Raw genomic sequence first — 24,838 nt, forward strand, 5'->3', positions numbered from 1 at the left:
CATTCCTTTTTTGTCTATAGTTTGTTCCAACAACGAACCCTCCTTTCCTTTCCAATCTCTTCAAGTACAGGTGGTTCTTCTCGGCAAATGTTCGTCACAAATTCACATCGTGGAGCAAAACGACAGCCATTTGGCATATTATCAATATCTGGTACAGAACCAGGAATAACATGGAGCTTCTCTTTCCTATCCCCTAATCTCGGCGCAGATAACATCAAACCTCTCGTATACGGATGATGCGGTGAATCGAATATCTCCTCTACACTTCCTTCTTCAATCACCTGTCCAGCATACATAACAACTGCCCGATGGCACGTTTCAGCAACAACTCCAAGATCGTGTGTAATCATGATGATTGTCATTTTCTCTATTTCTTGTATTTCGTTTAAGAGATCTAAAATTTGAGCTTGAATTGTAACATCCAAAGCTGTTGTTGGTTCATCAGCAATGAGTATTTTGGGATTACAAGCTAATGCCATCGCTATCATTACACGTTGTCGCATTCCTCCAGACAACTGATGCGGATATACATCTAATTTTTCTTCAGGGTCAGGAATTCGTACTTTTTTAAGTACTTCAATGGAGTGTTCTTTAATCTCTTGTACTGTATAATTCGAATGATATTTGTACACCTCTGCTAGTTGATTGCCAATGGTGAAAGAAGGGTTTAGTGATGTCATTGGCTCCTGAAAAATCATAGAAATGTCTTTACCACGGATGCTGTTCATTTCCCGAGTCGATAATCTCGTTAAATCCTGTTCGTCAAACTGAATGTGACCAGATCCAACTTCTATATTTGGAGGAAGCAATCCCATGATCGATAATGCCGTCATACTTTTTCCACAACCGCTTTCTCCTACAACTGCTAAAGATTCTCCATGCTTTACTTTAAAACTTACATTTTCTAAAATAGCTGTAAACTTATCCTTACTCCCTCGACCTACTCGCAGATCTTGGACTTCCAGTACAGTTCCCACAATATCCCCTCCTTTTTTTAAAGTTTAGATCTTTTCGTTTGATAACAGTTCAACGTACTAAAGTAAATGGTCACCTTTTTTATGTTTAAGCACCTCCTTCATCAAACTGTTTTGTATGCGCTTTCATTACTGTGGCTATAAATAGATATAGACCTAGATATAATTATTTAAATTATTATTGAGCTAGGGTTGAAAATTATTTTATAAAGGTAGATCGATTAAATATTTCTTACTAGTACTATTGCAATATCCATGCCAAACCAAGATTAGTAGTTTCAGTAAGCTTTTTTTAAGATTTTTTATACTTTTTTATTTTGTATAAGAATTTTATTGCAATTCTTCTTATTTTTGAAAATACAATGGGACAAAAAGAAAAAGTCGAAATCAAGTATTGCACCTGACTTACGACTTTTATAGGTCTATCAAATATGAATCTAAGAGGTTTACAATATGTTATACGGCACTCCATCCACCATCAACTGGCATTATTAATCCTGTGATATAACTAGAATCATCGGATGCTAAAAATAAAGCTGCCGTAGCAATTTCTTCTGGTTTTCCAACCCTTCCTAATGGTCCAGCTGCAAAATTTTTAGCTACCGTTGCATCCTCTAATACTTCCGCAATCATTGGTGTATCTATGGCACCTGGACAAATACAATTAACACGAATATTGTGTTTACCATTATCGACAGCCATAACTCTAGTTAATGCAACTACTCCACCTTTTGCTGCGGTGTAAGCATCTGCTCCAGTTACACCGATTAAACCATTCATAGAGGAATTATTAATGATATTTCCCCCTTTTTGCTTGATCATGATTGGCAAAATATGTTTACACATTAAGTATGCCCCATTAAGGTTAATTCCGATTATACTATTCCAATCTTCTAGCGGTGTATCTTGTACCTGAGCCATTTTGTATTTAGATCGTGCGGAAAATCCGACTGAAGCATTGTTAAATAAAATATCAATTTTTCCATATGTGTCCATAACTTGTTGAACAACATTAATGACATCTTCTTCTTTTGAAATGTCAGTTTTTATAAATAAAGCTTCATGGCCATCTTGTATAATCTCTTGCTCTACACTTTTCCCATTTTCTTCATTCCACTCTACGATAACAACTTTAGCGCCTTCGTTTGCAAATAATTTTGCAGAAGCTTTTCCTTGACCACTTCCAGCACCAGTAATTATAGCAACTCTGTCTTTTAATTTCATAAAATACCTCCATCTTTACTTATAGACCAATATTGATTTTCCAATATACTTGGCGTGAAATACAAAACCATTTAGTAAATGCCATTTACTATTCAAAATAAATTCTAGTATTCCATTAATTCTTTAACTGTCTCGATGATTTGTTCTTCACTTGGACGGTAAAATTGTTCTAAATGAATATTTTGGGCAATTGGAACATCAGGACTACCAATTCTGCGGAAAGGAGCTTGTAAATCAAATAATGCTTCTTCTCCAATAATCCCCGTAATTTCTGCTCCCATTCCTCCTGTTTTAGGCTCTTCATGGACAACAATTACCCGTCCTGTTTTTCTTACAGAACCTAAAATTGTTTCTTTATCAAGTGGAGCTAATGTTCTCGGGTCCACTACTTCTACGTCTATCCCTTCTTTTTCTAATTCTTTTGCTGCGTTTAGTGCAGTATGAACTTGAAGGGCTGTAGCAATAATTGTGACATCTGTTCCTTCACGTTTAATATCTGCTTTTCCTAAAGGAATGAAATATTCTTCATCAGGTACTTCACCTTTCATGTCATATAACATCTTATGTTCAAAGAATAGCACTGGGTTATTATCTCGAATCGCTGTTTTTAACAGCCCTTTTGCTTCATATGGAGTAGATGGTATTGCAATGTATAAACCAGGTGCATGCATAAACAAAGCTTGTGGACTTTGAGAATGTTCTGGTCCTGCTCCTCCAGCTATTCCAATAGGTAATCTTAATGTAACAGGCACCTGCATGGTACCACCGTGCATCCATTTCCATTTACCTAGCTTATTATAGATTTCATCAAATGCTACGCCGACAAAGTCTCCAAATTGAAGTTCAGGTACAGGGCGAAGTCCAGAAAGTGCTAGACCTAAAGCTGCTCCTACAATAGTTGATTCCGTAATAGGAGTATCAAATACTCTTACTCCTCCAAATTCTTCATATAATCCTTTTGTCATACTAAATGCTCCACCAAATTTAGCAACATCTTCTCCAAACACAACCATTGACTCGTCATGTGCCATTTCTTCCTGCATTGCATCTATAATTGCTTGACGCATCGTAATTTTAGTCATAGAAAATTTTCCCCCTCTTATGAAAATAGTCCTTCATAAATTCTTTCACGTCCTGGTACAGGTTCTGATGCTGCTAAATCAATCGCTTCAAGTATTTCATTTTGAATGTCATTTTCCATTTTTTCGATTTCGCTTTCGTTCATAATTCCTGCTTGTGATAAATCACGTTTGAAGTTATTAATCGGATCACGCTCTTCTTTCCAATATTTTAATTCTTCAGGATTAACGTAATCATACGGATCACCTTCATAATGTCCTCTATGACGGAACGTTTCTGCTTCAATAAACGTTGGACCTTCTCCTCTTCTTGCCCTTTCCACAGCTTCCTTTGTAATTTCATGCATTAGAAGCACATCATTTCCATCAACAACATAATTAGGAATACCATAACCGTAAGCCCAATCAGCAATATGTTCTCTGATTCCGTGTGTTTCTTTATAATGGCTAGAAATTGCATACTGGTTATTTTCGCATATATAAACAATTGGTAATTTGTAAATACTTGCCCAATTTAATGACCCATGAAGCGGTTCTCTTGAGGCTGCTCCATCTCCAAAATAACAAACGCTAACATCATCTGTTTTCTTTACTTTGGATGCATATCCTGTACCAACTACAATATTAAACTGTGAACCTATTGTTCCACACTGTCCTAAAACACCTTTAGAGGGGTCTGCGCTATGAACGATACCGGCACCAAGACCTCTTGTGGTTCCATGTGTTGTTCCTAGAAAGTCTCCGTATAGTCTTGAAAGTGGAACTCCTTTAGCGATTTTTTGATTACATCCTCTATGATTGTAAAAAATGACATCACTATCACGTAACATATTAATAGAGCCTGCTGATAGACCTTCAGAGCCGATCCCAGAATGATAAAAACCTGATACTTTACCTTCTTGCATTAAACGAATTAAGTTTTCATCAAATAACCTAATTTTTACCATGGTTTTTAACAAATTAACTAAAAATCCTTTATCATAGCTTTTAATATTTATTTCTTTTTTATAAATTTCAGCCATTTTCAAATCACTCTCCTAATAAGGTTATAAAATCAAGAAATACATTCGGAATAATCTGAATATTATTGGGGTGGGTATACATTATTGATTGACACTTTTAGCTGCAAAAAAACATATTTCCGATAATTTGATGCCAACACTCTAGTAAAATAATTGTTCCTCCCTTCGAGCAGTATAAGCGTCACAACATGTTACTCCTTTAGCTCCTTCGTTTGCAAATAACTTCGCGGCGCTTTCTCCTGACCACTTCCTGATCTAGTAATAATGGCAATGAATTTTTTCTTATATTTGTGTGTGATTTCCTCCATTTGCAACCTAGTATTCAATCATTACCTTTACCGATTCGTTAGCCTTCATTTGTGTTTCAAACGCCTCCTTGGCATGATCAATTGGGAATACATGAGTGATTAAAGGATTTGTTTGAACTTTTTTAGAACTTAAAAGATCTACAGCTTCTTTCAAATCTCCTCCTAAACAACCAAGGATTTTAGGTGCCTTGTGGACAATTTTAGTAGTATCAATGGAAGCTTTTTTCTCTGGTAATCCTACAAAAGCAATTACCCCACCACTACGTACAATCTCAAAGGTTTGCTCTACTGCTGCTGGTGCGCCTGCTGCATCAACAACGATATCTGCCATTGCTCCTTCATTAAAGTGGTAACGCCCAACCCCGACCAAGTCTTTTACTCTTTGTAAAACATCTTCTTTTGCCGCATTAATGGTCTCGGTTGCCCCTAATTGTTTAGCTAATTCAAGTCTAGGTTCTGATACTTCCGTTACAACGACTGTTTCAATCCCTTTCGCTTTAAACACTTGCATCACTGCATTTCCTATTAAACCTGCCCCTAATACGACGACTTTATCACCTGGCTGTGGATTACATTGATTGACTGTATATGCAGCGACACCAACAGGTTCAATGGTTGCTGCAGTAAACTTATCCATATCATTTGGAATCGGATGAAAACTTAAGCCTGTCTGTGCATTTGTAATTTTAATATATTCAGCAAAAGCACCAGGTAGCCCATATCCCGTTGAACCTTCAAATAATTGTGGACATAATGTATATTGTTCTTTTTGACACCAATAACAAGTTCCACATACTCCTGAATGAAAAGCAGTTCCTCTTTGTCCAACTTCAATCCCTTTTACTTCCCTACCAACTTTAACAACCTCTCCAGAATATTCATGTCCCATAATTTGCCCTTTTTTAATATATAATCCAGTTCCGTAACTATGAACATCTGAGCCACAAATTCCACATGCATCTACCCTCAACAAAATATCTGTTGGCCCTACTTCTGGAATATCTACATTCTCAACTCTAATATCGCGTGGACCATAATAAACAGCAGCTTTCATTTTTCCCATAGTTTATACCACTCCTCGTTTTACATAGGGTTAAAACATATTAAAGGTGTTTCATGCGTTCACTAGACGCCATTAAGACTTGAAAATTTAAAACTATCTAAGTGAAATCGATACAAACCATAAGTTGCAAGTTCAGCATTTTATAATTGATGGTTACTCCCCCTCTAATTATGTTTTAGAAGAAAACGCTTACATCATTTAGTAGTCTGATGCCAAGTTGTTTAGAAGTTTTAATATTTTCTATTTTTCAAATGCAATATCTATGCCAAAATTTTTTCTACTAAACATCGAGGTATTATGTTTTTTATAACCTTTTTTTTATTTTCTTTAAGAATTTTACTGCAAATATTCTAAAATGTAGGAAAAAAATGGATGGATATATCATTTTCACAAGATGCGTACATTCAACATTAACAAAGGATATTAAAAATATTCGGTGGGTCATGTACACGATTAACATACTCTAGAAGATCATAAATCAAAAAAGAAAATAAGACATAGAGTTCACAGCTCTATGTCTTATTTTCTTTTAATGAGGATTATCTAGAATTGAAAATTAGAAGCGTTTATATTACTTTTTTATATATTCTTAAACCATTTTCAATAAGAGCCTTTAATTCTGGATTGTCTTCACCAAGCTTTTGTAAATGAGTAATGATCTCTTTTTCTAACTCTGGTAACCACTGATTTTGATGAAGTACCTCTACAACTTCTAATCTTAATAACCAATCTTTCGGATACTGTGTATTGAGCTCTTCCACTACTTTTTCAATCGCAGTGGTTGGATTTTCTTCAATACCTGCTCTAATATCACGAATTGTTTGATATAAAGCATCCAGTTCTGATTGTTCCTGGTTATGTGTAATATCGCTGCTTGTGTCTTCAGCATCCGAATAGTACGCTTCACCGTCAGCTGCTCCAGCGAACACAGAAGTGATCTTTTCTCCAACAGCCATATCGTACATGCCCCACTCTGGATCAAACAATACTTGCTCTCCGTAGGTGACAGAGCAACCCTTGAAAGAAATGAGGACAATGTTATTTTCTTCTTTAACAACTTGTTTAACCTTACCTTTAACGACAACACCGCTTTCAAATTGAAGCTCACAATTTTGTCCAACAACAATTCCTAATGCGATTAGCTCGCTGTCGCTTAACACTTCTAGCGGTTGATTTATCCCCTTTAATTTTCCAACTGGAGCACTAAATCCTTCTTGATGAGTGTTTGTTTCATGCCCATTAAGTTGCTGGTCTTTATATGCTAAAGCAGTTGGTCCTAGTGTTTTTATATAGATAGGTTCATTATTGTCGTCTGTCATCATATCATGAATAATCCCAGTGACTTGTAACCCAGAGCTAAATACGGCTGTTGCTACGTTAGCTGATTGGATTGCTTTTTCTAAGCCCTCTTTACCGCCCTTCATAAACGCCATTTCTTTAGCAAATTCCTGAAGGCCAGCAATTAATTGCTCAAAATTTTCACAAACGAAAAGCTGTGGTTGTGGTTTTGTAATATCAAAGCTCGTGTTAATGATCGTTTCTAAATCAAACGGAACTTTTTTGACATCAGGACTTAAAATATTGCCACCTTCAGAAACAGATGAAAGTAACCCTGCACCGTAAATTTTAGGATCTTCTAGTGTACCAATTAATCCATATTCAACAGTCCACCAGTATAAACGTCCGATCCTCTCTGCTTCAGATACCCCGCTGATTAATTTTGTTTTCTCATCAATTTGCTGCTTTGCCGCTTCGATTTCAGCCTCTGTTGCAACCCCTTTTTCAAGGAGGTTTGAATAATGACGAACAGCCTCAAATACATCATGTTCTTCTTTTGTAGCAATAGCTTTTTTACCAATTTCACCGAATAACTTTACATATTCAGAGTATTTCTCGTTACAAAGAATGGGCGCATGCCCAGCAGCTTCATGAATCATATCAGGAGCTGGTGTATATTGGATGTTTTCTAGTTTTCGGATTTCTGCAACAACAGGTAAGATCCCATTTGCTTGGAACTCAAAAAACGCAACTCCAGGAATAAAACCATCAATCGTTGCTGCACCCCATCCAAAAGGAGCTAAACATTGATTCATTTCACTAACATCAGGAATTCTTTCTGTATAAATCCCTGAAGCTTTTAAACCTTCTGTATATGCTTCATGCGCTAAATCTTTGAACGTATGATGATTTTGGCGCATAACATAACGCCACACTGCATGATTTATCGCAGTATAACTTTCATAATTTTGCTCTATAGTATACTTTCGTAAATGTTTTGGGACCTTTCTCGTTGCCATTTAAATTCACACACCCTTCTGAAACACACCCTAACGCTTTTTAGCGTTAAAGCGTTATACTATTATAACATATCGGGTTAATAGAAATATGTCAATTGTTTTTAATTGTTTCATAGATGGCGTCATATTGATTTGCTAGTTTTGTATCTAAAGCGGTAATGCCATTTTCTTTCCATGAAGATAGCCTTACACGAATTAATTTATAATCAATCCCGATGAATGGATGATGATTGATTTCCTCTGACACTTTTGCAATTTCTTGTACAAAGTCGACTCCGTTTAAGTAAGATTTAAAACGATACTTTCGCTCAATCCACTTTTCATCGACTACATTCCAATCTTGATTCGCTTCTAAAAACTTTTGAATTTCTTGTTCTGTTAACTTTTCCACTGTGAACCTCCTGTTATTGCAATATATTTTTCCACACTCATTTTTCATTGTAGATGTTATTAGGATTAATTTCCACGTCGGAGTGTTTACACCTGAGTTTGTGCTCATTTTTATTATTTTAGCTAGTAGCATAATTTTATGCTTCACGTTTTAGTTGAGAGAGAGGTTAGAGGTTATTAAAAGGGAAATGCGGCGTGCCAATCTATTGGGAGATTAATTAGTTTCAGTGTTTTTAAAAATTATAAACTCAGGCCATATATAGAGCTTTGGATCATAAACTTAATAGTTTGGATCATATATCGAAAATTCGGATCATAACCTGCACGGTTCGGATCATAAAACGAAAATTCGGATCATAAACTGCGTATTTCGGGTTAATAATCGAATTTTGCATTAACTCTAAATCCCATGTTGGGGTTAAATAATCGATGTTTCGCCGATATAATGAAAATTGCGCCGATAAAAGTGAAAGTTACGCCGATAAATCCAAAAGTTTACGCAGCTAAATCGAAAACTCCACCACTAAATCAAGAGTTTTCCCCGATACCCACACCAAATTTCACTCAAACTCAAGGAGTTAGACAGCTAATTAACACCTTGACCAGTCCAACTCCACGTATATCTTATTTCCAGCTATATTTATAATCTTTATCTTCATAGTTTTGGGCTTGTTTGACGACGCGAAGTGGTCGGAACGTATCGATCATCACAGCTAATTCGAGTGTTTCTTTTTTACCGATACTCGCCTCAATTTTTCCAGGATGCGGCCCGTGTGGAATGCCAGATGGATGTAGAGTCATCGAGCCTTTACTGATACCTTTGCGGCTCATGAAATTACCTTTTACATAATAAAGAACTTCATCACTGTTCACGTTGCTATGGTAATATGGAGCTGGAATTGCTTCTGGGTGATAATCATACATTCGAGGAACGAATGAACATATGACAAAATTATTTCCTTCAAATGTTTGGTGTATCGGAGGAGGCATGTGGATACGCCCTGTGATCGGCTCAAAGTCATCGACATTAAAAATATACGGAAACAAATACCCGTCCCACCCAACGACATCTAACGGGTGATGATTAAACATATGAGCATGCATAAATCCTCTAGATTTCGTTCTTACTTCGTATTCATTTTGGTCGACATGTGTTTCTAACTTTTCGGGTCCATGAATATCGCGCTCACAAAAAGGGCTGTGCTCGAGTAGTTGTCCATGCACATTTCGGTATCGTTTCGGTGTTGTAATCCAGCTGTTCGTTTCAATGACTAAGAACTTTGCGTCGCCTTCATCTGGAACGACGCGATAAATCGTTCCAATTGGGATAACGATATAATCGCCAGGTTTATAGCTAAGGGTACCGAACATCGTCTCGACCTTACCAGTGCCATAATGAACAAACAACACTTCATCTCCGTCTCCATTTCGATAGAAGAAATCCATCGGCTCAGTTGGATTAACGACACCAATGAGGACATCTTCATTTCCTAATAAATAGTGCCTGCCCATAACAGCATCGGTCTGTTCCGAATATTGATGAGAATAAAAATGGCGATGCGAAAGGTCACTTTGGCCCTCATAATGAACATCACATTCTTGTAACAATTCCGACTTAACGATACTCGTTGGTGGATGGTGGTGGTATAAGATCGATTGGATACCTGAAAAACCTTTAGTACCCATCACTTGCTCACGATAGAGCGAACCATCTTCCTTCTTAAACATCGTGTGACGCTTTCTGGGTATTTCCCCCATTTGTTTATAAAATGGCACAGTCAAACCCTCCTTCTATGACTTGGTATTTGTAGTAGTATATTAGTCTATAACTGGAAGAATGCGGCCTGTTAGTTCTCCAAACCCGACTCGATAGCCGTCCCCTTGGCACCAGCCTGTCATTGTAATCTCATCTTCATCCTCCAACCAAACTCTTTGTTCACCGTTAGTTAGCTTGATCGGTTCAGAACCCCTCCAAGTCAATTCTAGTAAACATCCACGCTCTTCTTTTTTTGAGCCACTGATCGTGCCAGATGCTAGTAAATCACCAGGTCGTAAATTACAGCCCGCTACTGTATGATGGCTAATTTGCTGTGCCATACTCCAGTAAAGGTAGCTAAAATTTGTAGAAATAATCTTTTGAGATTGTTCCATGTCTTTTCCCTTAAGATGGACTTCAAGATGGATATCAAATGTACTTGCTTTATTTTTATGAAGATACGGTAATGGTGTTGGGTCCTGATTTGGACCGTCTACTCGAAATGGTTCAAGAGCTTCGAGTGGAACGACCCAAGGAGAGATGGAAGTTGCAAAACTTTTTGATAGAAACGGTCCTAGCGGTTGATATTCCCATGCTTGGATGTCACGGGCACTCCAATCATTCACTAACACGAGACCAAAAATTTGCTCTTCTGCATGAGCTGCAGCAATCGGTTTCCCCTGTTCATTACCAGGACCGATAAACCAACCCATTTCTAGCTCAATATCGAGTTGTTTACTTGGTCCGAAAATGGGTGCATCCGCATCCTTTGGCTTCATCTGTCCTTTTGGTCGGTGGATATCCGTCCCACTAATGACGACAGAGCTCGATCTGCCGTGATAACCGACAGGTAAATGTGTCCAGTTCGACATGAGGGCATTTTCTTTTCCTCTAAACATCGTTCCAACATTCGTTGCATGTTCTTTAGAAGCGTAAAAGTCGGTATAATCACCGATTTGAGCAGGTAGTAGAAGTTCTACATCACTCATTTTAAGTATTGCTGCATCACGGAGAGCCAGATGATCTCGTAATGTCGCTTCCTCTTCGCTCAACAACTGTTGAATTCGCCCGCGTACTTTTGACCAAACATCCTTTCCTAACGCCATGAATGCATTAAGAGTAGGTTGAGCGAATATTCCATCTTGGATGAGACCCGTAACTTTTAATAACCCAGCACCTTCTATCACAGAAAGATCTAAAATGTACTCCCCAATTGCGACTCCTATGCGGGGCTTTCCACCTTTTACAGGCCTGAAAACACCATATGGTAAGTTCTGAATCGAAAAGTGTGATTCAGGTTCGACATGAATAAAAGACTTCATCATTGAATAAAGCCCCTCCTATCCTAGTAAAATTTGCAGCGCTCGCAACTCTTCACGCGGTTCATCAAAGCTGCAGCTCCCAAAAGAATAAAGTGCAGTTTCACGTAGTTGCTCAATCTCTTTTATAGTAACTAAATGGTTCTTCCAACAAATTCCCTCGTCTGTAAAAATGAAATGTTCAGCGGCTTCATCTGAAAGTATTTCAATAATTGTCTCGAAATCTATTTTCTTCGTTCTGGCAAGCATCCCAGCTGTAAACACATTTAAAAACCCGTGCATTTTTGTTTTGACTTCTTCACGGTACATTCGAATTGGATGATGCAAACCCGCTGTAAACTTTTGCGGAATTGCCCTCTCTGTACACGCCTGATGAACTGTCGCAACCTGATGAGGTATCGGAAAAGCATTGGCAGTCAAACCACCTGTGCGTAATTTTAACCCAAGTTGTGCAGCGCTTTTATGATTATGGATGGCAATTTCATTCAACGTTAAGAGCATTTGCTGTTTCCATGTTTCGTTAAACGGCACGGTCACCTCACAAAACACTTGTAAACTATTCTTAGTAGTCGCCTTTGAAATTCCCTCAAGCAATTGCCGGGTTAGATGAATAGGCGGAAGTGGAAGCTCAAACACATTGACATTTACAGCTTCCCCGTGGCGATTACAAAAAGATCGGATCAACTCCAAATCAGAAGCCAGTAGCTCTAAACAGTTTTTACTATCGACACTTCTCTGACCAATCGCTGAAATACAGAGAGGTCTTTTTTTAGTAAACAGAGACACATATGGATCAAGTTCAGCCAATCGACTTACGGGAATGACGAAATGGCCAAGCATCCACGCATCTTTACACGTTTGATAGACTGCATAATTTTGAATGGCTTGCTCCAATGGTAATTGTGCAGGTGGGAACAATCCTGCATAATCGATTAGATTAGAGAAATAGGATCGAGCGCTAGAATATAGGTATTCATTACTAGCACTGTGACTCTCTTCTGCCATGTTTTCCTCCCTCCTTTAGTAGATGTAAGATAATTAGGGGAGCATCTAGTGAGGTTACAATTCCTATTTATTAACTTTTCACAAATACTCCCTCATCCTTGACGAATATAGTCCTCCTTTTATGACCCCTTCTTTTTCTCTCTTTTATCTAATAATTAAATGTTTCCACGGCGTTCTTGTTCACGTTCAATTGATTCGAAGAGCGCTTTGAAATTTCCTTCGCCGAAACCTCTAGCTCCCTTTCGCTGAATAATTTCAATGAAAAGCGTTGGCCGATCAACAATTGGTTTTGTAAAAATTTGTAGCAAATATCCTTCATCATCACGATCTACTAAAATACTAAGCTCTTGAAGTTTCTTTAAATCTTCATCGATGTTTCCAACTCTAGCACTTAAATCCTCGTAGTACGTAGCAGGCGTATCGAGAAATTCAATCCCGTTCTCGTGTAGTGCTTTTACCGTCGCTATAATATCATTTGTGAGCAGTGCTAAATGCTGAACACCAGGTCCATTATAAAAATCTAAGTATTCTTGGATTTGTGATTTACGCTTTCCTTCAGCAGGTTCATTAATTGGGAACTTAATTCGTCCAGTTCCATTCGTCATGACTTTTGACATTAGTGCTGAATAATCTGTAGAAATATCCTCATCATCAAAATGCTTTAAAACTTGGAACCCAAACACTTTCTCATAATACGATGTCCATTCTTCCATGCTCTCTACATTTCCAACAACATGATCGATCCCAACAAGCCCAGTCGGTGTAGAATGATTTTTACCTTCATATGGTTGATAGCCTGGTAGGAAGCTACCTTTGTAATCAATGTGCTCAATTAATGTATGAATTGCATCACCGTAAGTTCCGATAATCGCTTTTTTCACGGACCCGTTTTCATCTTTTTCAATCCACGGAACACGAATAGGGATCCCACCACGCTTAATCGCACCTTCATAGGCTTGATCGACACTAGACACTTTTAAAGAAATGTCTTTTGCGCCGTCACCATGTAGTTTTACAAAAGAAGCCACTTCCGTATCAGCTGTTAACGATCCAGTCACAACTAACTGGATGGTTTCTTGCTGCAGGACATATGAAACGAGGTCTCGACTCCCAGTTTCCAGGCCTCGGTAAGATGTAATTTGAAAACCAAATGCGTTGCAGTAAAAATAAGCCGCTTGCTTCGCATTTCCAACATATAACTCAATGTGATGAATACTTTCTACTGGAAAAACTTCATTCTCTGTCTGTTTGTTTACTTCAAAAACATTTTTAGCCATAGGTATAAAAACCTCCCATCATTTACTGAAAATTCTAATAAAGCGCACTTTAATTCGAATGATAGTAAATATTTCTAGGTATTGCAAGCGCTTACATTACCGCTTAAATTCTTTACATTGTTAAAGTTTTCTAGCTGATTTTCTATCATAATCCCTATGCTAACGCTGTTTTTTATCAACTTTTAAAAATAGGGTCAAATATTTTTATATAAAAATTTTTTTAAAATTCTTTACTTACCAGACTGCAGTGGATTTAAAAAGAAAGCCAGCTTCACAAAAAAAGGTAGCTAATAGAGATAGAATGTTATTCATCTCTTAATAGCTACCCTCTTTAATTCTTTAATTTAAGGATGTGGTGTTTCTGTCGGGATATAATCCGCAAACTGCCCATCAATATATCCTCTTATTTCGTGAATAGTCTTTCCGTCGTTTTTCATTTCTACGTAAATTCTAGTTAAATCCAAACAAACTTGACAATACTCCCCGTGCTTTTCTAGTATTCTTTGTCCATTTTCATTGTACACAAAGAAACAGTTGTGATTACTTGTATGACCGACTGCTCCACAGCCACAAAAACAAGGGATTTTTTCTAAATCATCTTGGTGTAAAATATTGGTGTTGTATTCATCAACACCGATGATAGGCATCCATTCATCATCATCATGTTCAAATAAGAATTTTTGATTGTCAGATTTTTTCTTGATTAATAATTCCTCTGTAAGGATATCTCCCTTATACGTTTCAGTAACAATTCGAACGTTTTCTACACCGTCAAACGAAAGCAGCGTGAGTGCCATTAAATCTTCCGTTTGCTGTCCTATAGTAGTTCCTAAATATTGCTCGAAATCATTAGACAGGGTAACGATAGTCACTCCATCTGCCCCGCCGATCTGAACAAATTCAACGTCATCTGGTATTGGGCTTATTACGTGATCTGGTAATTCTGTTTTGATTGCTAGAAGCTCTTGAATTGCAGAAATACGCGGGTAGCGAACTTCAGAGTTATATTTAACAAACCTAGGAATCTCTAAGTATGATCCATCAGCTTCATCCACAGCAAAAATGGAAATGAGTAAGCTGCTTTCTTGATTGGAGTTATTTTGAGGTACGATAGGATCAACCTCGTTTGTTTTCAAATAATCAACCGCTTCCCTGTAATAATTAATATCTGATTCTTTTTCTAACCGCATTAACTCCTCGCCATTACTATTTAAAAATAATACTGTCGGATGTTCTTTTACTCCAAAATAATTTACAACATCTACATCATTCACTACGTTATACTCTATAAAATTCAAATCTGTAAATTCTTCTTGTAATTCTACTAGGACGTCTTTTGCATTGTCACAACCCGTACACCCTTCCAAAACAAACGAAGCAATTTCGATTAACTCGGTTTCAGCTACTTTTGAATCGGTGCTTACAGCTGTGCTCTCGTCATTAGTCGAACATCCTATTAGAATAATGATCAATAATGCAACGCCAATAAAAATCAAAAATGGTTGAATTCTCATGTTATATCCGTCTCCTTTTATAAATTTCATTGGAACTTACTACTCTTAAAGTAAAAATACGCTTAAGATTTAAAGATATTGTGAATAGTTTCACAAAAAATATTGCTATTCTTTGAACATTTTTCTTAATCATGTGCTCCTTTACTTTTTCGAAAGCTTTCCTTACCCTTTGGGCGACTCGTGTGTATACAAAACTTTAACACTAAGTACCAGCTACCATGAAGATATAATAGTGGCGGAATTTTCGATGTGTCATTTATCACAATGTTTGATATTGAAGTCGCCTCAATTGATTTCAATTAAAGCCTACTTTAGTACGTCCCCTTTACAAGAACTGGGGCTTGTGCTAATAAAAAAGCTGATTTAGAACAGAGACCTTCCAGGAACTGGAACTTTTACTCATTAAAAGCTGATTTAGAACGGATTTCTTACAGAAACTAGGAATCTGCTGGACTAAACTCTACTTTATAACCGTTTAATTGAATATATTGGTATTCTTTCGTACTAATCAACGTTTTAAAACAGTATTTTAACAATTATTGCAAATATTATGTGCTTATTAATTCTATAAAACTCGTATTTTACAAATTTAAGTATAATTTTGGAAGTAATAATCTTTATATCAAATAGTCCATCATATTTTTCTCCGACACCATACAAAAACCAAAAAGACCGCAAAATGCGGTCTTTCTCCTTCTATCATGACCTTATAATTCCGTTCGTAAATCCCACAATTCATGAAAAAAGCGTTGGTCTAGCACTTTTTTCAAATAATTAACTCCAGACGAGCCACCTGTTCCTGTTTTAAAGCCAATAATGCGCTCCACCGTTTTCATGTGACGGAACCGCCATTGTTGAAGCGAGTCTTCAATATCGATGAGCTTTTCAGCGAGCTGGTATAAATCCCAGTGTTGTTCTACGTCCTGGTATACAGCTAACCATGCAGCGCGGACGGATTTATCTTCTTCATATGGTGTAGAGTAATCTCGGTTAAGCACCTCTGGGTGGATGGTAAAACCAGCTTTAGCTAGTTGCTTGATCGCAACATCATAAAGACCTGGTGCCTTAAATGCTTTTTCGAGATCTGCATAAAGTTTAGGATCTTTTTTATAAATTTTTAAAACATGATCGGTTTTATATCCGAGTGCAAACTCGATCTTACGGTATTGAAACGACTGGAAACCAGACGCTTGCCCTAAGAAGTCTCGAAACTCCATATACTCTGATGGCGTTAAAGTTGATAAGACATCCCACCCTTGAATGATTTGTGACTGAATTTTAGACACCCTTGCCAGTTGTTTAAAGGATGTCTGTAAATCGTCTCTTTCAATCGATTCAATGGCCGCGTGTAATTCATGTAAAATAAGCTTCATCCATAATTCACTGACTTGGTGAATGACGATAAACAGCATTTCGTCATGGTGATCCGATAGACGATCCTGACTAGCTAAGATTTGATCAAGCTGTAAATATTCCCCGTACGTCATATTGTTTGTAAAATCTGTATGAATGTTTTGTTCAGTCTCTGTTGTTGAGTAGTTTTTTTTATCTTTTTTATCCATCTACACAATCCTCCATAAAAACCTCTTATTTTTTCTATACTTAAATTGATCGTATGACGGCTCGAACAGGACTTCCGTCTGCTTCTTTTAATGGCAGCGGTAAAGCAATCAACTCATAATCACCAGGTTCAACCTGATCAAGCATGACATTTTCTAAAATATGTATTCCGTTCTCATGCAAAGCATGATGGCCTTCTAGCTCTTTACTATCAAGTGGATCAACCGAAGGAACATCAACGCCAACTAAAATAATTCCCTTTTCTTTCATATAGGAAGCGCTGCCACTAGTTAAATAAGGAATCTCTTTTGGAAAAGACATTGGGTTATTCGGAACCGCTGTTTTGAGGAGTAATCGAGTCACACTGTCTAAATCATATTGACCCAATACATGTTCATCAATTATCGTGTGCTCTGTTACATCAATGATCCGACAAGGACCAATATAGACGTTAACGTCCAAATCGAGCACTTTCACACCGTCATTCCTAAAGTGAAATGGAGCATCGATATGAGTTCCGATATGAACGCTTGTTTTTATTTTCCCGATGTTCACTGAACCCGTTTGTTCTTTTGTGTAACTAACTTCATACGAAAATGGTGTATCTTCAGGCCAATGGGCCACCTCACTAGTTAAAGGTTGTGAGATATCGATCCACTGTTTTTGATTAGCTCTAGTGTTTTTCGTCATTTACGCCACCACTCCACGTTTATTTTCAAACTTTTTGTATTCTTCATCATCCATAATTTGCTTAAGTTTTTCAACCGTCAGCCAAACTTCCTCAAACGTATTATATAAAGCGACTGGTGCAAGGCGAATGCCATTAGGTGAGCGGAAATCCGGGACGATGTTATGAGCCTTTAAAGCTTTACAAATTCGGGCTGCTTCAGGATGTTCCAAAAAGAGATGACCACCTCGAGTCGATTCATCCAGCGGATTTCTGACGATAAAACCATAGCCTTTCAACTTTTGTTCAATAAGCTCTAGCATATAGCCTGTTAATTGTAATGACTTCGTACGTATTTTTTCCATGCCCACTTCATTAAACATCGACAATGAGCCAATTAATGGTGCGGTGCTTAAGACATGAGGTGTTCCCATTTGAAATGCCCCCGCATGCTCAGCTGGTGTAAGCTCATGAGCCATGTCGAACTGTTTTTCTTTTTTTGAACTAAACCACCCGGCCAGACCTGGCGCTGTACCAAAATGACGTTTATTAACATATAAGCCTCCAACCGCACCAGGTCCTCCGTTCAAGTGCTTGTAATTACACCAAAATGCAAAATCAACGTTCCACTCACTTAATTGATGAGGAATAGAGCCGATTGAATGACAGAGATCAAATCCGATTAAAATCCCACGCTGATGCGCTTCCTTCGTCAGCTTTTCCATATTTAAGATTTGACCGCTTCGGTATAAAATGCTTGGTAAAACAATGATCCCCACATCTTCACGCATCGCATCAATGATGTCAGCCTCGTTTACTGTATGACCGTCTGCACTTTTTACTTTTACGAGATGGGTTGCGGGGTCTAGTCCCTGCAGTTTTAACTGACTTTGTAGTGCGTAAATATCCGTTGGAAAGGCGAGGTCATCTGTGAGTATTTTATTTCTTTTACCATCTGCCTTAAAAAAAGAAGCGACTAACTGATGGAGATTAGACGTTGTTGAGCCTGTTACTATTACTTCATCAGCGTCTGCCCCGACGAGTGGTGCCATCTGCTCGCCTAATGTTTCTGATAGATAAAACCACGGGTTTTCACCATCTGTCCACCCATCAATCCCAAGCGTTTTCCATGATTGAAGCAAATCTAGTAACGTTTGTTCTGCTCGTTTGGACAAGAGACCGAGTGAATTCCCGTCAAAATAGATCACTCCTTCATTTATATAAAATTCTATTCGGTACGATGCTAACGTATCCTTTTGATCTAATTGACATGCGTATTCGTGGGTAAATGTATTTTGCTTAGTCATGATTTCCCCCTATGTAAGAAATATTATTTTCTTAAAAAAGTGATATGCACTTATAGTATTCATTATAAGTTGTGAAAAACCTGCTATGTTTATTGATAATTATTTTAATATGAGCGATAAAAATAGCGTGATCCGATCAATATAATAAGGGTTAGTTTCTTATACTTAAAATATGAAGTGCAGCATCCCAAAAAAGTAAAAGTTAGATATTTCAACATATAAAAAATCGCTTTACTTACCATCAGGTAGTAAAGCGACTTTTTTCATAAGATATATCATTTATTAATTTCTAATAAGATAATCGAAAGCTCCTAAAGCTGCAGTAGCTCCTGATCCCATAGAAATGATGATCTGATTGTAAGCACTATCGGTACAATCACCTGCTGCAAATAAACCAGGTAGGCTTGTAGAGCCATGTTTATCTACGATGATTTCACCCATGCGATTACGTTCAACTACACCTTCTAACCAATCGGTATTTGGTACAAGACCAATTTGAACAAACACACCTTGTAACTCGACATGTTTTTCTTCTTGTGTATCACGCTCAATATAAGTAATTCCGTTTACACTGTCTGTACCCGTAATTTCTTTTGTTTGAACGTTCATTAATACCGTTACGTTTGGAAGGCTGTTTAAGCGGTTTTGTAGCACTTCGTCAGCTTTTAACTCTGGGTTAAACTCAAGTACAGTTACATGATTTACAATACCTGCAAGATCAATTGCTGCTTCAATACCAGAGTTACCGCCTCCAATAACCGCAACGTCTTTTCCTTCAAATAAAGGACCGTCACAATGTGGGCAGTATGCTACACCTTTATTTTTAAACTCTTGTTCACCAGGAACGCCAACATTACGCCAACGAGCACCCGTTGTAACAATAACACTCTTACTCTTTAGTACAGCTCCGCTTTCAAGTTCAAGCTCAAAAAGATCTTTCTTTTCGATACTCTTTGCACGCTGTAAATTCATAATATCAATACCATACTCTTTTACATGTTCTTCAAGGCTAGCTGCAAGCTTAGGACCTTCAGTATGTTTCACACTGATAAAGTTCTCAATGCTCATCGTGTCTAGGACTTGTCCACCAAAACGTTCAGCTACAATTCCTGTACGAATTCCTTTACGTGCCGCATAGATCGCAGCACTTGAACCAGCTGGACCGCCTCCAACAACAAGTACATCATATGGATCTTTATTAGATAGTTCTGACGCGTCTGGACCACTGCCTAATTTCGCAAGAATTTCTTCGAGGGTCATTCGACCACCACCGAAGAATTCACCGTTTAAATAAATGGCAGGTACGGACATTACATTTCTATTTTCTACTTCATCTTTGAAAGCTGCACCATCAATCATTGTGTGAGTGATACCAGGGTTAAGTACACTCATCATGTTAAGAGCTTGTACAACATCAGGGCAGTTATGACAACTTAAGCTGACATAAGTTTCAAAGTGGTATTCACCACTAATCTTTTTCACTTGCTCAATAACACTTTCATCAACCTTTGGCGCTCTACCACTAACTTGTAATAAAGCTAACACTAATGAAGTGAATTCATGTCCTAAAGGAACACCTGCAAACGCAACGCCAGTTTCTTGGCCAACACGATTGATACTAAAGCTCGGTGTTCTTGTTAATTCTGTTTTACGAACACTAATTTTAGATGACATGGATGTAAGTTCATTGATTAATGCTTCCATTTCATCTGAAACTTTATCAGAACCTAAACTAACTTTAAGCAATACATCGCCTTCCATTAGTTGTAGGTATTGATTTAACTGAGACCTAATTTCAGGATCAAGTACCATTTATCGCACTCCTTAGATTTTACCTACTAAATCAAGGCTTGGCTTAAGAGTTTCTCCGCCTTCTTGCCATTTAGCTGGACAAACTTCACCTGGATTGTTACGAACATATTGTGCTGCTTTAACTTTATTAACTAGGATACTTGCATCACGACCGATACCACCAGCGTTGATTTCAACAGCTTGGATAACACCGTCTGGATCGATGATGAAAGTTCCACGATCAGCTAGACCAGACTCTTCATCTAAAACTTCAAAGTTGCGAGAAATAGTTTGTGATGGGTCACCAATCATCCCATATGTAATTTTACCGATAGTTTCTGAACTATCATGCCAACCTTTATGTGTAAAGTGAGTATCTGTTGAAACTGAATAAACTTCAACTCCAAGTTCTTTTAATGTAGCGTACTCGTTTTGTAAATCTTCAAGCTCTGTTGGGCACACGAAAGTGAAATCTGCTGGATAGAAGCAGAAAATGCTCCATTGACCTTTTAGGCTTTCGTTTGTTACATCGATGAACTCACCGTTTTTGAATGCTTTTGCACTGAATGGTAATACTTCTTTTCCAATTAATGACATAATATCTTCCTCCTAAATATTGTTATATAGATAGATAATATAATTAAACAGTAATTATCTATCAATAATAATTCTAATTCGATAACTATTTTCAAACAATATACTGCATTTGTCAACAAAAAAGCCTTCACTTTTAAAAAAAATTAATATTTGAATGTTCTGACGATGAGGACGTTACTCTTGTACACAGGGCAAGTTTGCAAGCTGACCAAGCTATAGGTCACTGAAAATTACTCTAATAGGATACAAATATAGTTCATAATTTATACAAAAGAAACAACGTAATGAATAGAAAATTAAAGCACATATCAATGGTTCCTTATTTCAGCGTATTACCTAAGGCCGAAATGATATAGGGTACATTAAGTAAGACAATATAATAAAGAAAACGCTCAGAGTGTGAAATATACTCTAAGCGTTTATTAATTCCAGCAATGCATAACATCTATTCTAAAAAAGTTTAGATGTGAATGGTTACGTCGGCTTCTTCACGTAGTTTGCCAACAAGCACTTGTGCTGCTTCGTTTTGTTTTTGTACTTTCATTTGTTCTTTCAATTCGTTTTTAATGTCTTCAAACGATGGGATTTCTGACTCATCTGCACCCATTTGAGCTTGCTGTGCAAGAATTTGCTCATAAAATTCTTTTAACTCTTGTTCTGATGGGTCAATGTCACCAGTCTCTCTTGCGATTAACTTGTCTACTTTCACTTGGGTCTCCAGCTGTGAAATAACTTCCGTCTCGTCCATCCCTTGTTCTTCTATAGCAGTCATGAATTCTTCTTTTGACCCAAGACCATATTGTGCGACGATTTCGTCAAGCGTCTTAGAGACGTCTTCTTCAGTGGCTTCAAAACCAGCTTTTTTTGCTTCCTGAATTAGAAGCTCCTGACCGACCAGACTTTCGATAATCTGCTGTTTTAATTCATCTTGGTTAAGTTCTTGTCCAAACATTTGAGATTGCATCGCAGCTTGTGTAAATTGCCCTACATAAGTTGCTTCAAACTCTTCTTTCGATATTTCTTGTCCATTAACTTCTGCTACAACATCAGGGATCCCTTCTAAATCAGGCTCTGGCACCTCTGGCATTTCACCAGCCACTGGAGCCGCTTCATCTTCTGCAGCTAATTCTTCCTGTAAATCTGATCCCTCATTATTTTCAGCTGATTGATCTACGTCACCGCAAGCAGCTGTTACAGATACCAAACCAGCAAGTAATAAACCTAACATCCATTTTTTACTCATATCATTCTCCTTTACTTCATTTTGACCGCTATTGTAACATATCCTGGATGGATGTTCATCCTTATCGAAGTTCAATTACAAACTAAGTTCTCTCTAGTGGAATAATTTTTTATATGTGAAGACTGTTATAGCAACGATTAAAGGAGCTTACAATTTGAATATGTAAAAATGACTAAAATGTAGAAAATACGCTACATAAACGTGATTTGTAAAGATTTGTAGCGATCTACTAATTGACCTATATCAATACCTTTTATCCGTAAAAACCCATCTCGTGTTGCGCTCATCCTGTCCTTTATGAGTAACCCGTTTAATCAATCCATGCGCTTCTATTTCTTTTAATAATTGGCTAACTGTTTCCATATCGAGTTTATTCGAAAACACCTTCTCGGTTAATTCTTCGATTGTAGGTCCAAGCTTAGAACTGTTCTGTCTAATATATACTAATAATTTGACTCGCTTTTTTTGTCGTGCTTCTTCCTTATATTTTCCTGTAAATAACTTCTTTAGCGGATCACTGACAAGGATCCCAAGAATAAGTCCAAATAATACTAAAAATAAATCATATAAAATAACATTCAAAAAAATTACACCTCAATAACATTATTTACGAAGTATTTTGATCAATTTGTCTAGTAATATTCTATACTGTATAACGCGTATTCCAACTGTTGGGGAACCCAAGCTTACTTGCATATGCATAACGAATTAATTGACCATGATGTTGAACCTCATGCTCTAATAAATCAATTAATAGATTTAAATTTACGTTATCAATACACGTCCCTTCTAGAAAATTATGTATATTCTTACGAGTTTCTTCTAATTTGTTAATGACAATGCTATGGTCGTAGTATTCATTTTTAAATAAGCTACAAGAAAAGCCACTCCATTCACCTTTCTTTAGTGCGTTTAAATAACTTTCTCTAGCTCCAATTATACAATAAGCTTGTTCGCCAATTGTGTTTGAAGGGAGATTATTTAGTTTTAAATTTAAATGACTTTCACTTATATACTTATAAAAGTCTTCTGTTAAATGTAAAGATTGTAACACTCTTTTACATATTGTATCCATTGTTTATTGCATCCTTCCTTATTAAGAAATGTAATCTAATATTTTTAGCAAAACTAAACTAAAAAGGCATTACCACGAATGTAGCAACACCTTCTGACATTTAAAAAAACATCATAACTGTACCAATAATCGTTAAAGCAATCACATGATACCCAACACTTATTAGGTAAATGACTAAAGCATTTTTTGTATTAGCTCCAAGCCAAAAATAAAATCTTTAGCATAAGCTAGTGAAACAATCACTCCGACACATCCACCTACTAATGCCCCGTCTAATAATGTTTCAGCATGAGATATTTGTATGAGGATACAATAGAACAACCGTTAATACCGTCATTAACGTTAGTAATCCATACCTAGGTTGATTAGGAGTGATACTAAGTAAGTCAACCCAGCGATTTCCAAATAATATTGGCGAATAATAATACATATCGATAGCCATATATAATACAATTCCAATTAATATTTGCCAAATCATATATTCTGTCTCCTTTCGCTCTTACTTTCTCGTGAAAGTTGACAGTCAATAACTTAAAGTATACTAATAAATATTTTTATAAACAATGTATTTTACTATCCAACATTTGTATAAGTAGAGCCCATTTTGAGTTGGACATAAATGGATACAGTACCAGCATGTTTACGCCTTCCCACATTACTACTCCACTTCATATGCTATAACAAGCAATCATTTTGGAGTGAGGACGATGAAACATGTATTACATTATACAGCTTTAGGAGATTCGTTAACGATTGGGGTCGGTGCGTATTTTTCACCTGGGTTTGTCCAGAGGTATGAACAATTTTTAGAAATGCTGTATCACATGCCAGTAAAAACAGACATAATAGCTAGAAATCGAATGAATTCAAGTGAATTATTGATGATGCTTTCGGAACCTGAAGTGAGATATGTGATTGCTCGGGCGGACATCATTACGATTACTATAGGCGGTAATGATATATTACAAGCAAACAAAACATTTGAAAAAACTAATGATCCAAGCATTTTCCAATGGGCTTTGGAAAATTTCAGTTACAATATTAGAAGTATACTAGCTGATATTCATGCTATAAAAGCAACACACTCACCTTCTAAACCGTATCAAATTCTAGTGATAGGATTGTACAATCCATACCCCCAGCTTTCTTATAGTGACTATTGGATTGAAAAGTTTAATCGTTCGATCCACATGCTAGCTTCACCAAACGTTTTGTTTATAAACATTTATCCAGCCTTTAATACATCACGAAAAAGACTTTTATCACTCGGGGTCCATCCAAATGGTTACGGTTATCAAGTTATTGCTAATTTACTAGCTGATTCGCTTCGTTAAAACAAGCACATTTACCCCAATTCTTCCAGCCGAAAA

The 24,838-nt window shown here is 37.1% G+C and carries 22 protein-coding genes; 1 reads left to right on the forward strand and 21 read right to left on the reverse strand.

Translation table 11 applies throughout. The features are described 5' to 3' along the window. Positions 1–14 precede the first annotated feature (14 nt). The 21 genes from GKP30_RS12220 to GKP30_RS23520 all read right to left on the reverse strand — a co-directional run bounded on the left by GKP30_RS12220 (position 15) and on the right by GKP30_RS23520 (position 23,946). A complete protein-coding gene (locus GKP30_RS12220; RefSeq protein ID WP_216829792.1) occupies positions 15–980 on the reverse strand; it encodes an ABC transporter ATP-binding protein in 966 nt (321 codons plus the stop codon). A gap of 450 nt (positions 981–1,430) precedes the next feature. After that, on the reverse strand, positions 1,431–2,198 hold the full coding sequence (locus tag GKP30_RS12225; protein ID WP_216829732.1) for an SDR family NAD(P)-dependent oxidoreductase: 768 nt from the start codon (positions 2,196–2,198) through the stop codon (positions 1,431–1,433). 104 nt (positions 2,199–2,302) lie between these two features. Continuing rightward, entirely contained in the window at positions 2,303–3,280 is a 978-nt protein-coding gene (locus GKP30_RS12230) for an alpha-ketoacid dehydrogenase subunit beta (protein WP_216829733.1), read from the reverse strand. Between the two features lie 17 nt (positions 3,281–3,297). Beyond that, on the reverse strand, positions 3,298–4,299 hold the full coding sequence (locus GKP30_RS12235; protein ID WP_216829734.1) for a thiamine pyrophosphate-dependent dehydrogenase E1 component subunit alpha: 1,002 nt from the start codon (positions 4,297–4,299) through the stop codon (positions 3,298–3,300). Between the two features lie 315 nt (positions 4,300–4,614). Continuing rightward, on the reverse strand, positions 4,615–5,670 hold the full coding sequence (locus GKP30_RS12240) for a zinc-dependent alcohol dehydrogenase (RefSeq protein WP_216829735.1): 1,056 nt from the start codon (positions 5,668–5,670) through the stop codon (positions 4,615–4,617). A gap of 566 nt (positions 5,671–6,236) precedes the next feature. After that, positions 6,237–7,967, reverse strand: a complete 1,731-nt coding sequence (locus GKP30_RS12245) for an aromatic amino acid hydroxylase (RefSeq protein ID WP_216829736.1) — start codon at positions 7,965–7,967, stop codon at positions 6,237–6,239. A 91-nt stretch (positions 7,968–8,058) separates the two neighbouring features. Continuing rightward, positions 8,059–8,358 carry a 4a-hydroxytetrahydrobiopterin dehydratase gene (locus GKP30_RS12250; protein ID WP_328703150.1) on the reverse strand — a complete coding sequence of 100 codons (300 nt, stop codon included), beginning with the start codon at positions 8,356–8,358 and terminating at the stop codon, positions 8,059–8,061. Between the two features lie 623 nt (positions 8,359–8,981). Then, positions 8,982–10,115, reverse strand: a complete 1,134-nt coding sequence (locus GKP30_RS12255) for a homogentisate 1,2-dioxygenase (protein ID WP_216829794.1) — start codon at positions 10,113–10,115, stop codon at positions 8,982–8,984. 60 nt (positions 10,116–10,175) lie between these two features. Further along, a complete protein-coding gene (fahA, locus tag GKP30_RS12260) occupies positions 10,176–11,438 on the reverse strand; it encodes a fumarylacetoacetase (RefSeq protein WP_216829737.1) in 1,263 nt (420 codons plus the stop codon). Between the two features lie 15 nt (positions 11,439–11,453). Further along, complete coding sequence (locus tag GKP30_RS12265; protein WP_216829738.1) at positions 11,454–12,437, reverse strand: hypothetical protein; 984 nt, start codon at positions 12,435–12,437, stop codon at positions 11,454–11,456. 155 nt (positions 12,438–12,592) lie between these two features. Next, on the reverse strand, positions 12,593–13,714 hold the full coding sequence (gene hppD / locus GKP30_RS12270) for a 4-hydroxyphenylpyruvate dioxygenase (protein ID WP_216829739.1): 1,122 nt from the start codon (positions 13,712–13,714) through the stop codon (positions 12,593–12,595). A 344-nt stretch (positions 13,715–14,058) separates the two neighbouring features. Next, positions 14,059–15,228: a PCYCGC motif-containing (lipo)protein gene (locus tag GKP30_RS12275; protein ID WP_216829740.1), complete on the reverse strand. Its 1,170-nt coding sequence runs from the start codon at positions 15,226–15,228 to the stop codon at positions 14,059–14,061. Between the two features lie 707 nt (positions 15,229–15,935). Then, on the reverse strand, positions 15,936–16,790 hold the full coding sequence (gene kynA, locus GKP30_RS12280; protein WP_216829741.1) for a tryptophan 2,3-dioxygenase: 855 nt from the start codon (positions 16,788–16,790) through the stop codon (positions 15,936–15,938). 40 nt (positions 16,791–16,830) lie between these two features. Next, on the reverse strand, positions 16,831–17,478 hold the full coding sequence (kynB, locus tag GKP30_RS12285) for an arylformamidase (protein ID WP_216829742.1): 648 nt from the start codon (positions 17,476–17,478) through the stop codon (positions 16,831–16,833). Further along, positions 17,479–18,762: a kynureninase gene (kynU, locus tag GKP30_RS12290; RefSeq protein ID WP_216829743.1), complete on the reverse strand. Its 1,284-nt coding sequence runs from the start codon at positions 18,760–18,762 to the stop codon at positions 17,479–17,481. 282 nt (positions 18,763–19,044) lie between these two features. Beyond that, a complete protein-coding gene (ahpF, locus tag GKP30_RS12295; RefSeq protein WP_216829744.1) occupies positions 19,045–20,574 on the reverse strand; it encodes an alkyl hydroperoxide reductase subunit F in 1,530 nt (509 codons plus the stop codon). Between the two features lie 12 nt (positions 20,575–20,586). Then, positions 20,587–21,150 (reverse strand): alkyl hydroperoxide reductase subunit C, encoded by a 564-nt coding sequence (gene ahpC, locus GKP30_RS12300; RefSeq protein WP_216829745.1) that lies wholly within the window; start codon positions 21,148–21,150, stop codon positions 20,587–20,589. A 460-nt stretch (positions 21,151–21,610) separates the two neighbouring features. Next, on the reverse strand, positions 21,611–22,393 hold the full coding sequence (locus GKP30_RS12305) for a SurA N-terminal domain-containing protein (RefSeq protein WP_216829746.1): 783 nt from the start codon (positions 22,391–22,393) through the stop codon (positions 21,611–21,613). A 243-nt stretch (positions 22,394–22,636) separates the two neighbouring features. Continuing rightward, on the reverse strand, positions 22,637–22,975 hold the full coding sequence (locus tag GKP30_RS12310) for a hypothetical protein (protein WP_216829747.1): 339 nt from the start codon (positions 22,973–22,975) through the stop codon (positions 22,637–22,639). A gap of 61 nt (positions 22,976–23,036) precedes the next feature. Then, positions 23,037–23,468, reverse strand: a complete 432-nt coding sequence (locus tag GKP30_RS12315; RefSeq protein ID WP_216829748.1) for a hypothetical protein — start codon at positions 23,466–23,468, stop codon at positions 23,037–23,039. Between the two features lie 283 nt (positions 23,469–23,751). Further along, positions 23,752–23,946 (reverse strand): hypothetical protein, encoded by a 195-nt coding sequence (locus GKP30_RS23520; protein WP_236035059.1) that lies wholly within the window; start codon positions 23,944–23,946, stop codon positions 23,752–23,754. A 229-nt stretch (positions 23,947–24,175) separates the two neighbouring features. Between GKP30_RS23520 and GKP30_RS12325 the strand changes: the two genes are divergently transcribed. Then, positions 24,176–24,802 (forward strand): GDSL-type esterase/lipase family protein, encoded by a 627-nt coding sequence (locus GKP30_RS12325; protein WP_216829749.1) that lies wholly within the window; start codon positions 24,176–24,178, stop codon positions 24,800–24,802. Positions 24,803–24,838: the final 36 nt, after the last annotated feature.

The organism is Alkalihalobacterium elongatum (assembly GCF_019024285.1).
Lineage (GTDB): Bacteria > Bacillota > Bacilli > Bacillales > Bacillaceae_F > Alkalihalobacterium > Alkalihalobacterium elongatum.

Bases quoted from the DNA above. Each gene is read 5' to 3' on its own strand.
- GKP30_RS12225 (WP_216829732.1), bottom strand. From the start codon at position 2,198: ATGAAATTAAAAGACAGAGTTGCTATAATTACTGGTGCTGGAAGTGGT.
- GKP30_RS12230 (WP_216829733.1), bottom strand. From the start codon at position 3,280: ATGACTAAAATTACGATGCGTCAAGCAATTATAGATGCAATGCAGGAA.
- GKP30_RS12235 (WP_216829734.1), bottom strand. From the start codon at position 4,299: ATGGCTGAAATTTATAAAAAAGAAATAAATATTAAAAGCTATGATAAA.
- GKP30_RS12240 (WP_216829735.1), bottom strand. From the start codon at position 5,670: ATGGGAAAAATGAAAGCTGCTGTTTATTATGGTCCACGCGATATTAGA.
- GKP30_RS12245 (WP_216829736.1), bottom strand. From the start codon at position 7,967: ATGGCAACGAGAAAGGTCCCAAAACATTTACGAAAGTATACTATAGAG.
- GKP30_RS12255 (WP_216829794.1), bottom strand. From the start codon at position 10,115: ATGGGGGAAATACCCAGAAAGCGTCACACGATGTTTAAGAAGGAAGAT.
- fahA (WP_216829737.1), bottom strand. From the start codon at position 11,438: ATGATGAAGTCTTTTATTCATGTCGAACCTGAATCACACTTTTCGATT.
- GKP30_RS12265 (WP_216829738.1), bottom strand. From the start codon at position 12,437: ATGGCAGAAGAGAGTCACAGTGCTAGTAATGAATACCTATATTCTAGC.
- hppD (WP_216829739.1), bottom strand. From the start codon at position 13,714: ATGGCTAAAAATGTTTTTGAAGTAAACAAACAGACAGAGAATGAAGTT.
- GKP30_RS12275 (WP_216829740.1), bottom strand. From the start codon at position 15,228: ATGAGAATTCAACCATTTTTGATTTTTATTGGCGTTGCATTATTGATC.
- kynA (WP_216829741.1), bottom strand. From the start codon at position 16,790: ATGGATAAAAAAGATAAAAAAAACTACTCAACAACAGAGACTGAACAA.
- kynB (WP_216829742.1), bottom strand. From the start codon at position 17,478: ATGACGAAAAACACTAGAGCTAATCAAAAACAGTGGATCGATATCTCA.
- kynU (WP_216829743.1), bottom strand. From the start codon at position 18,762: ATGACTAAGCAAAATACATTTACCCACGAATACGCATGTCAATTAGAT.
- ahpF (WP_216829744.1), bottom strand. From the start codon at position 20,574: ATGGTACTTGATCCTGAAATTAGGTCTCAGTTAAATCAATACCTACAA.
- ahpC (WP_216829745.1), bottom strand. From the start codon at position 21,150: ATGTCATTAATTGGAAAAGAAGTATTACCATTCAGTGCAAAAGCATTC.
- GKP30_RS12305 (WP_216829746.1), bottom strand. From the start codon at position 22,393: ATGAGTAAAAAATGGATGTTAGGTTTATTACTTGCTGGTTTGGTATCT.
- GKP30_RS12315 (WP_216829748.1), bottom strand. From the start codon at position 23,468: ATGGATACAATATGTAAAAGAGTGTTACAATCTTTACATTTAACAGAA.
- GKP30_RS23520 (WP_236035059.1), bottom strand. From the start codon at position 23,946: ATGATTTGGCAAATATTAATTGGAATTGTATTATATATGGCTATCGAT.
- GKP30_RS12325 (WP_216829749.1), top strand. From the start codon at position 24,176: ATGAAACATGTATTACATTATACAGCTTTAGGAGATTCGTTAACGATT.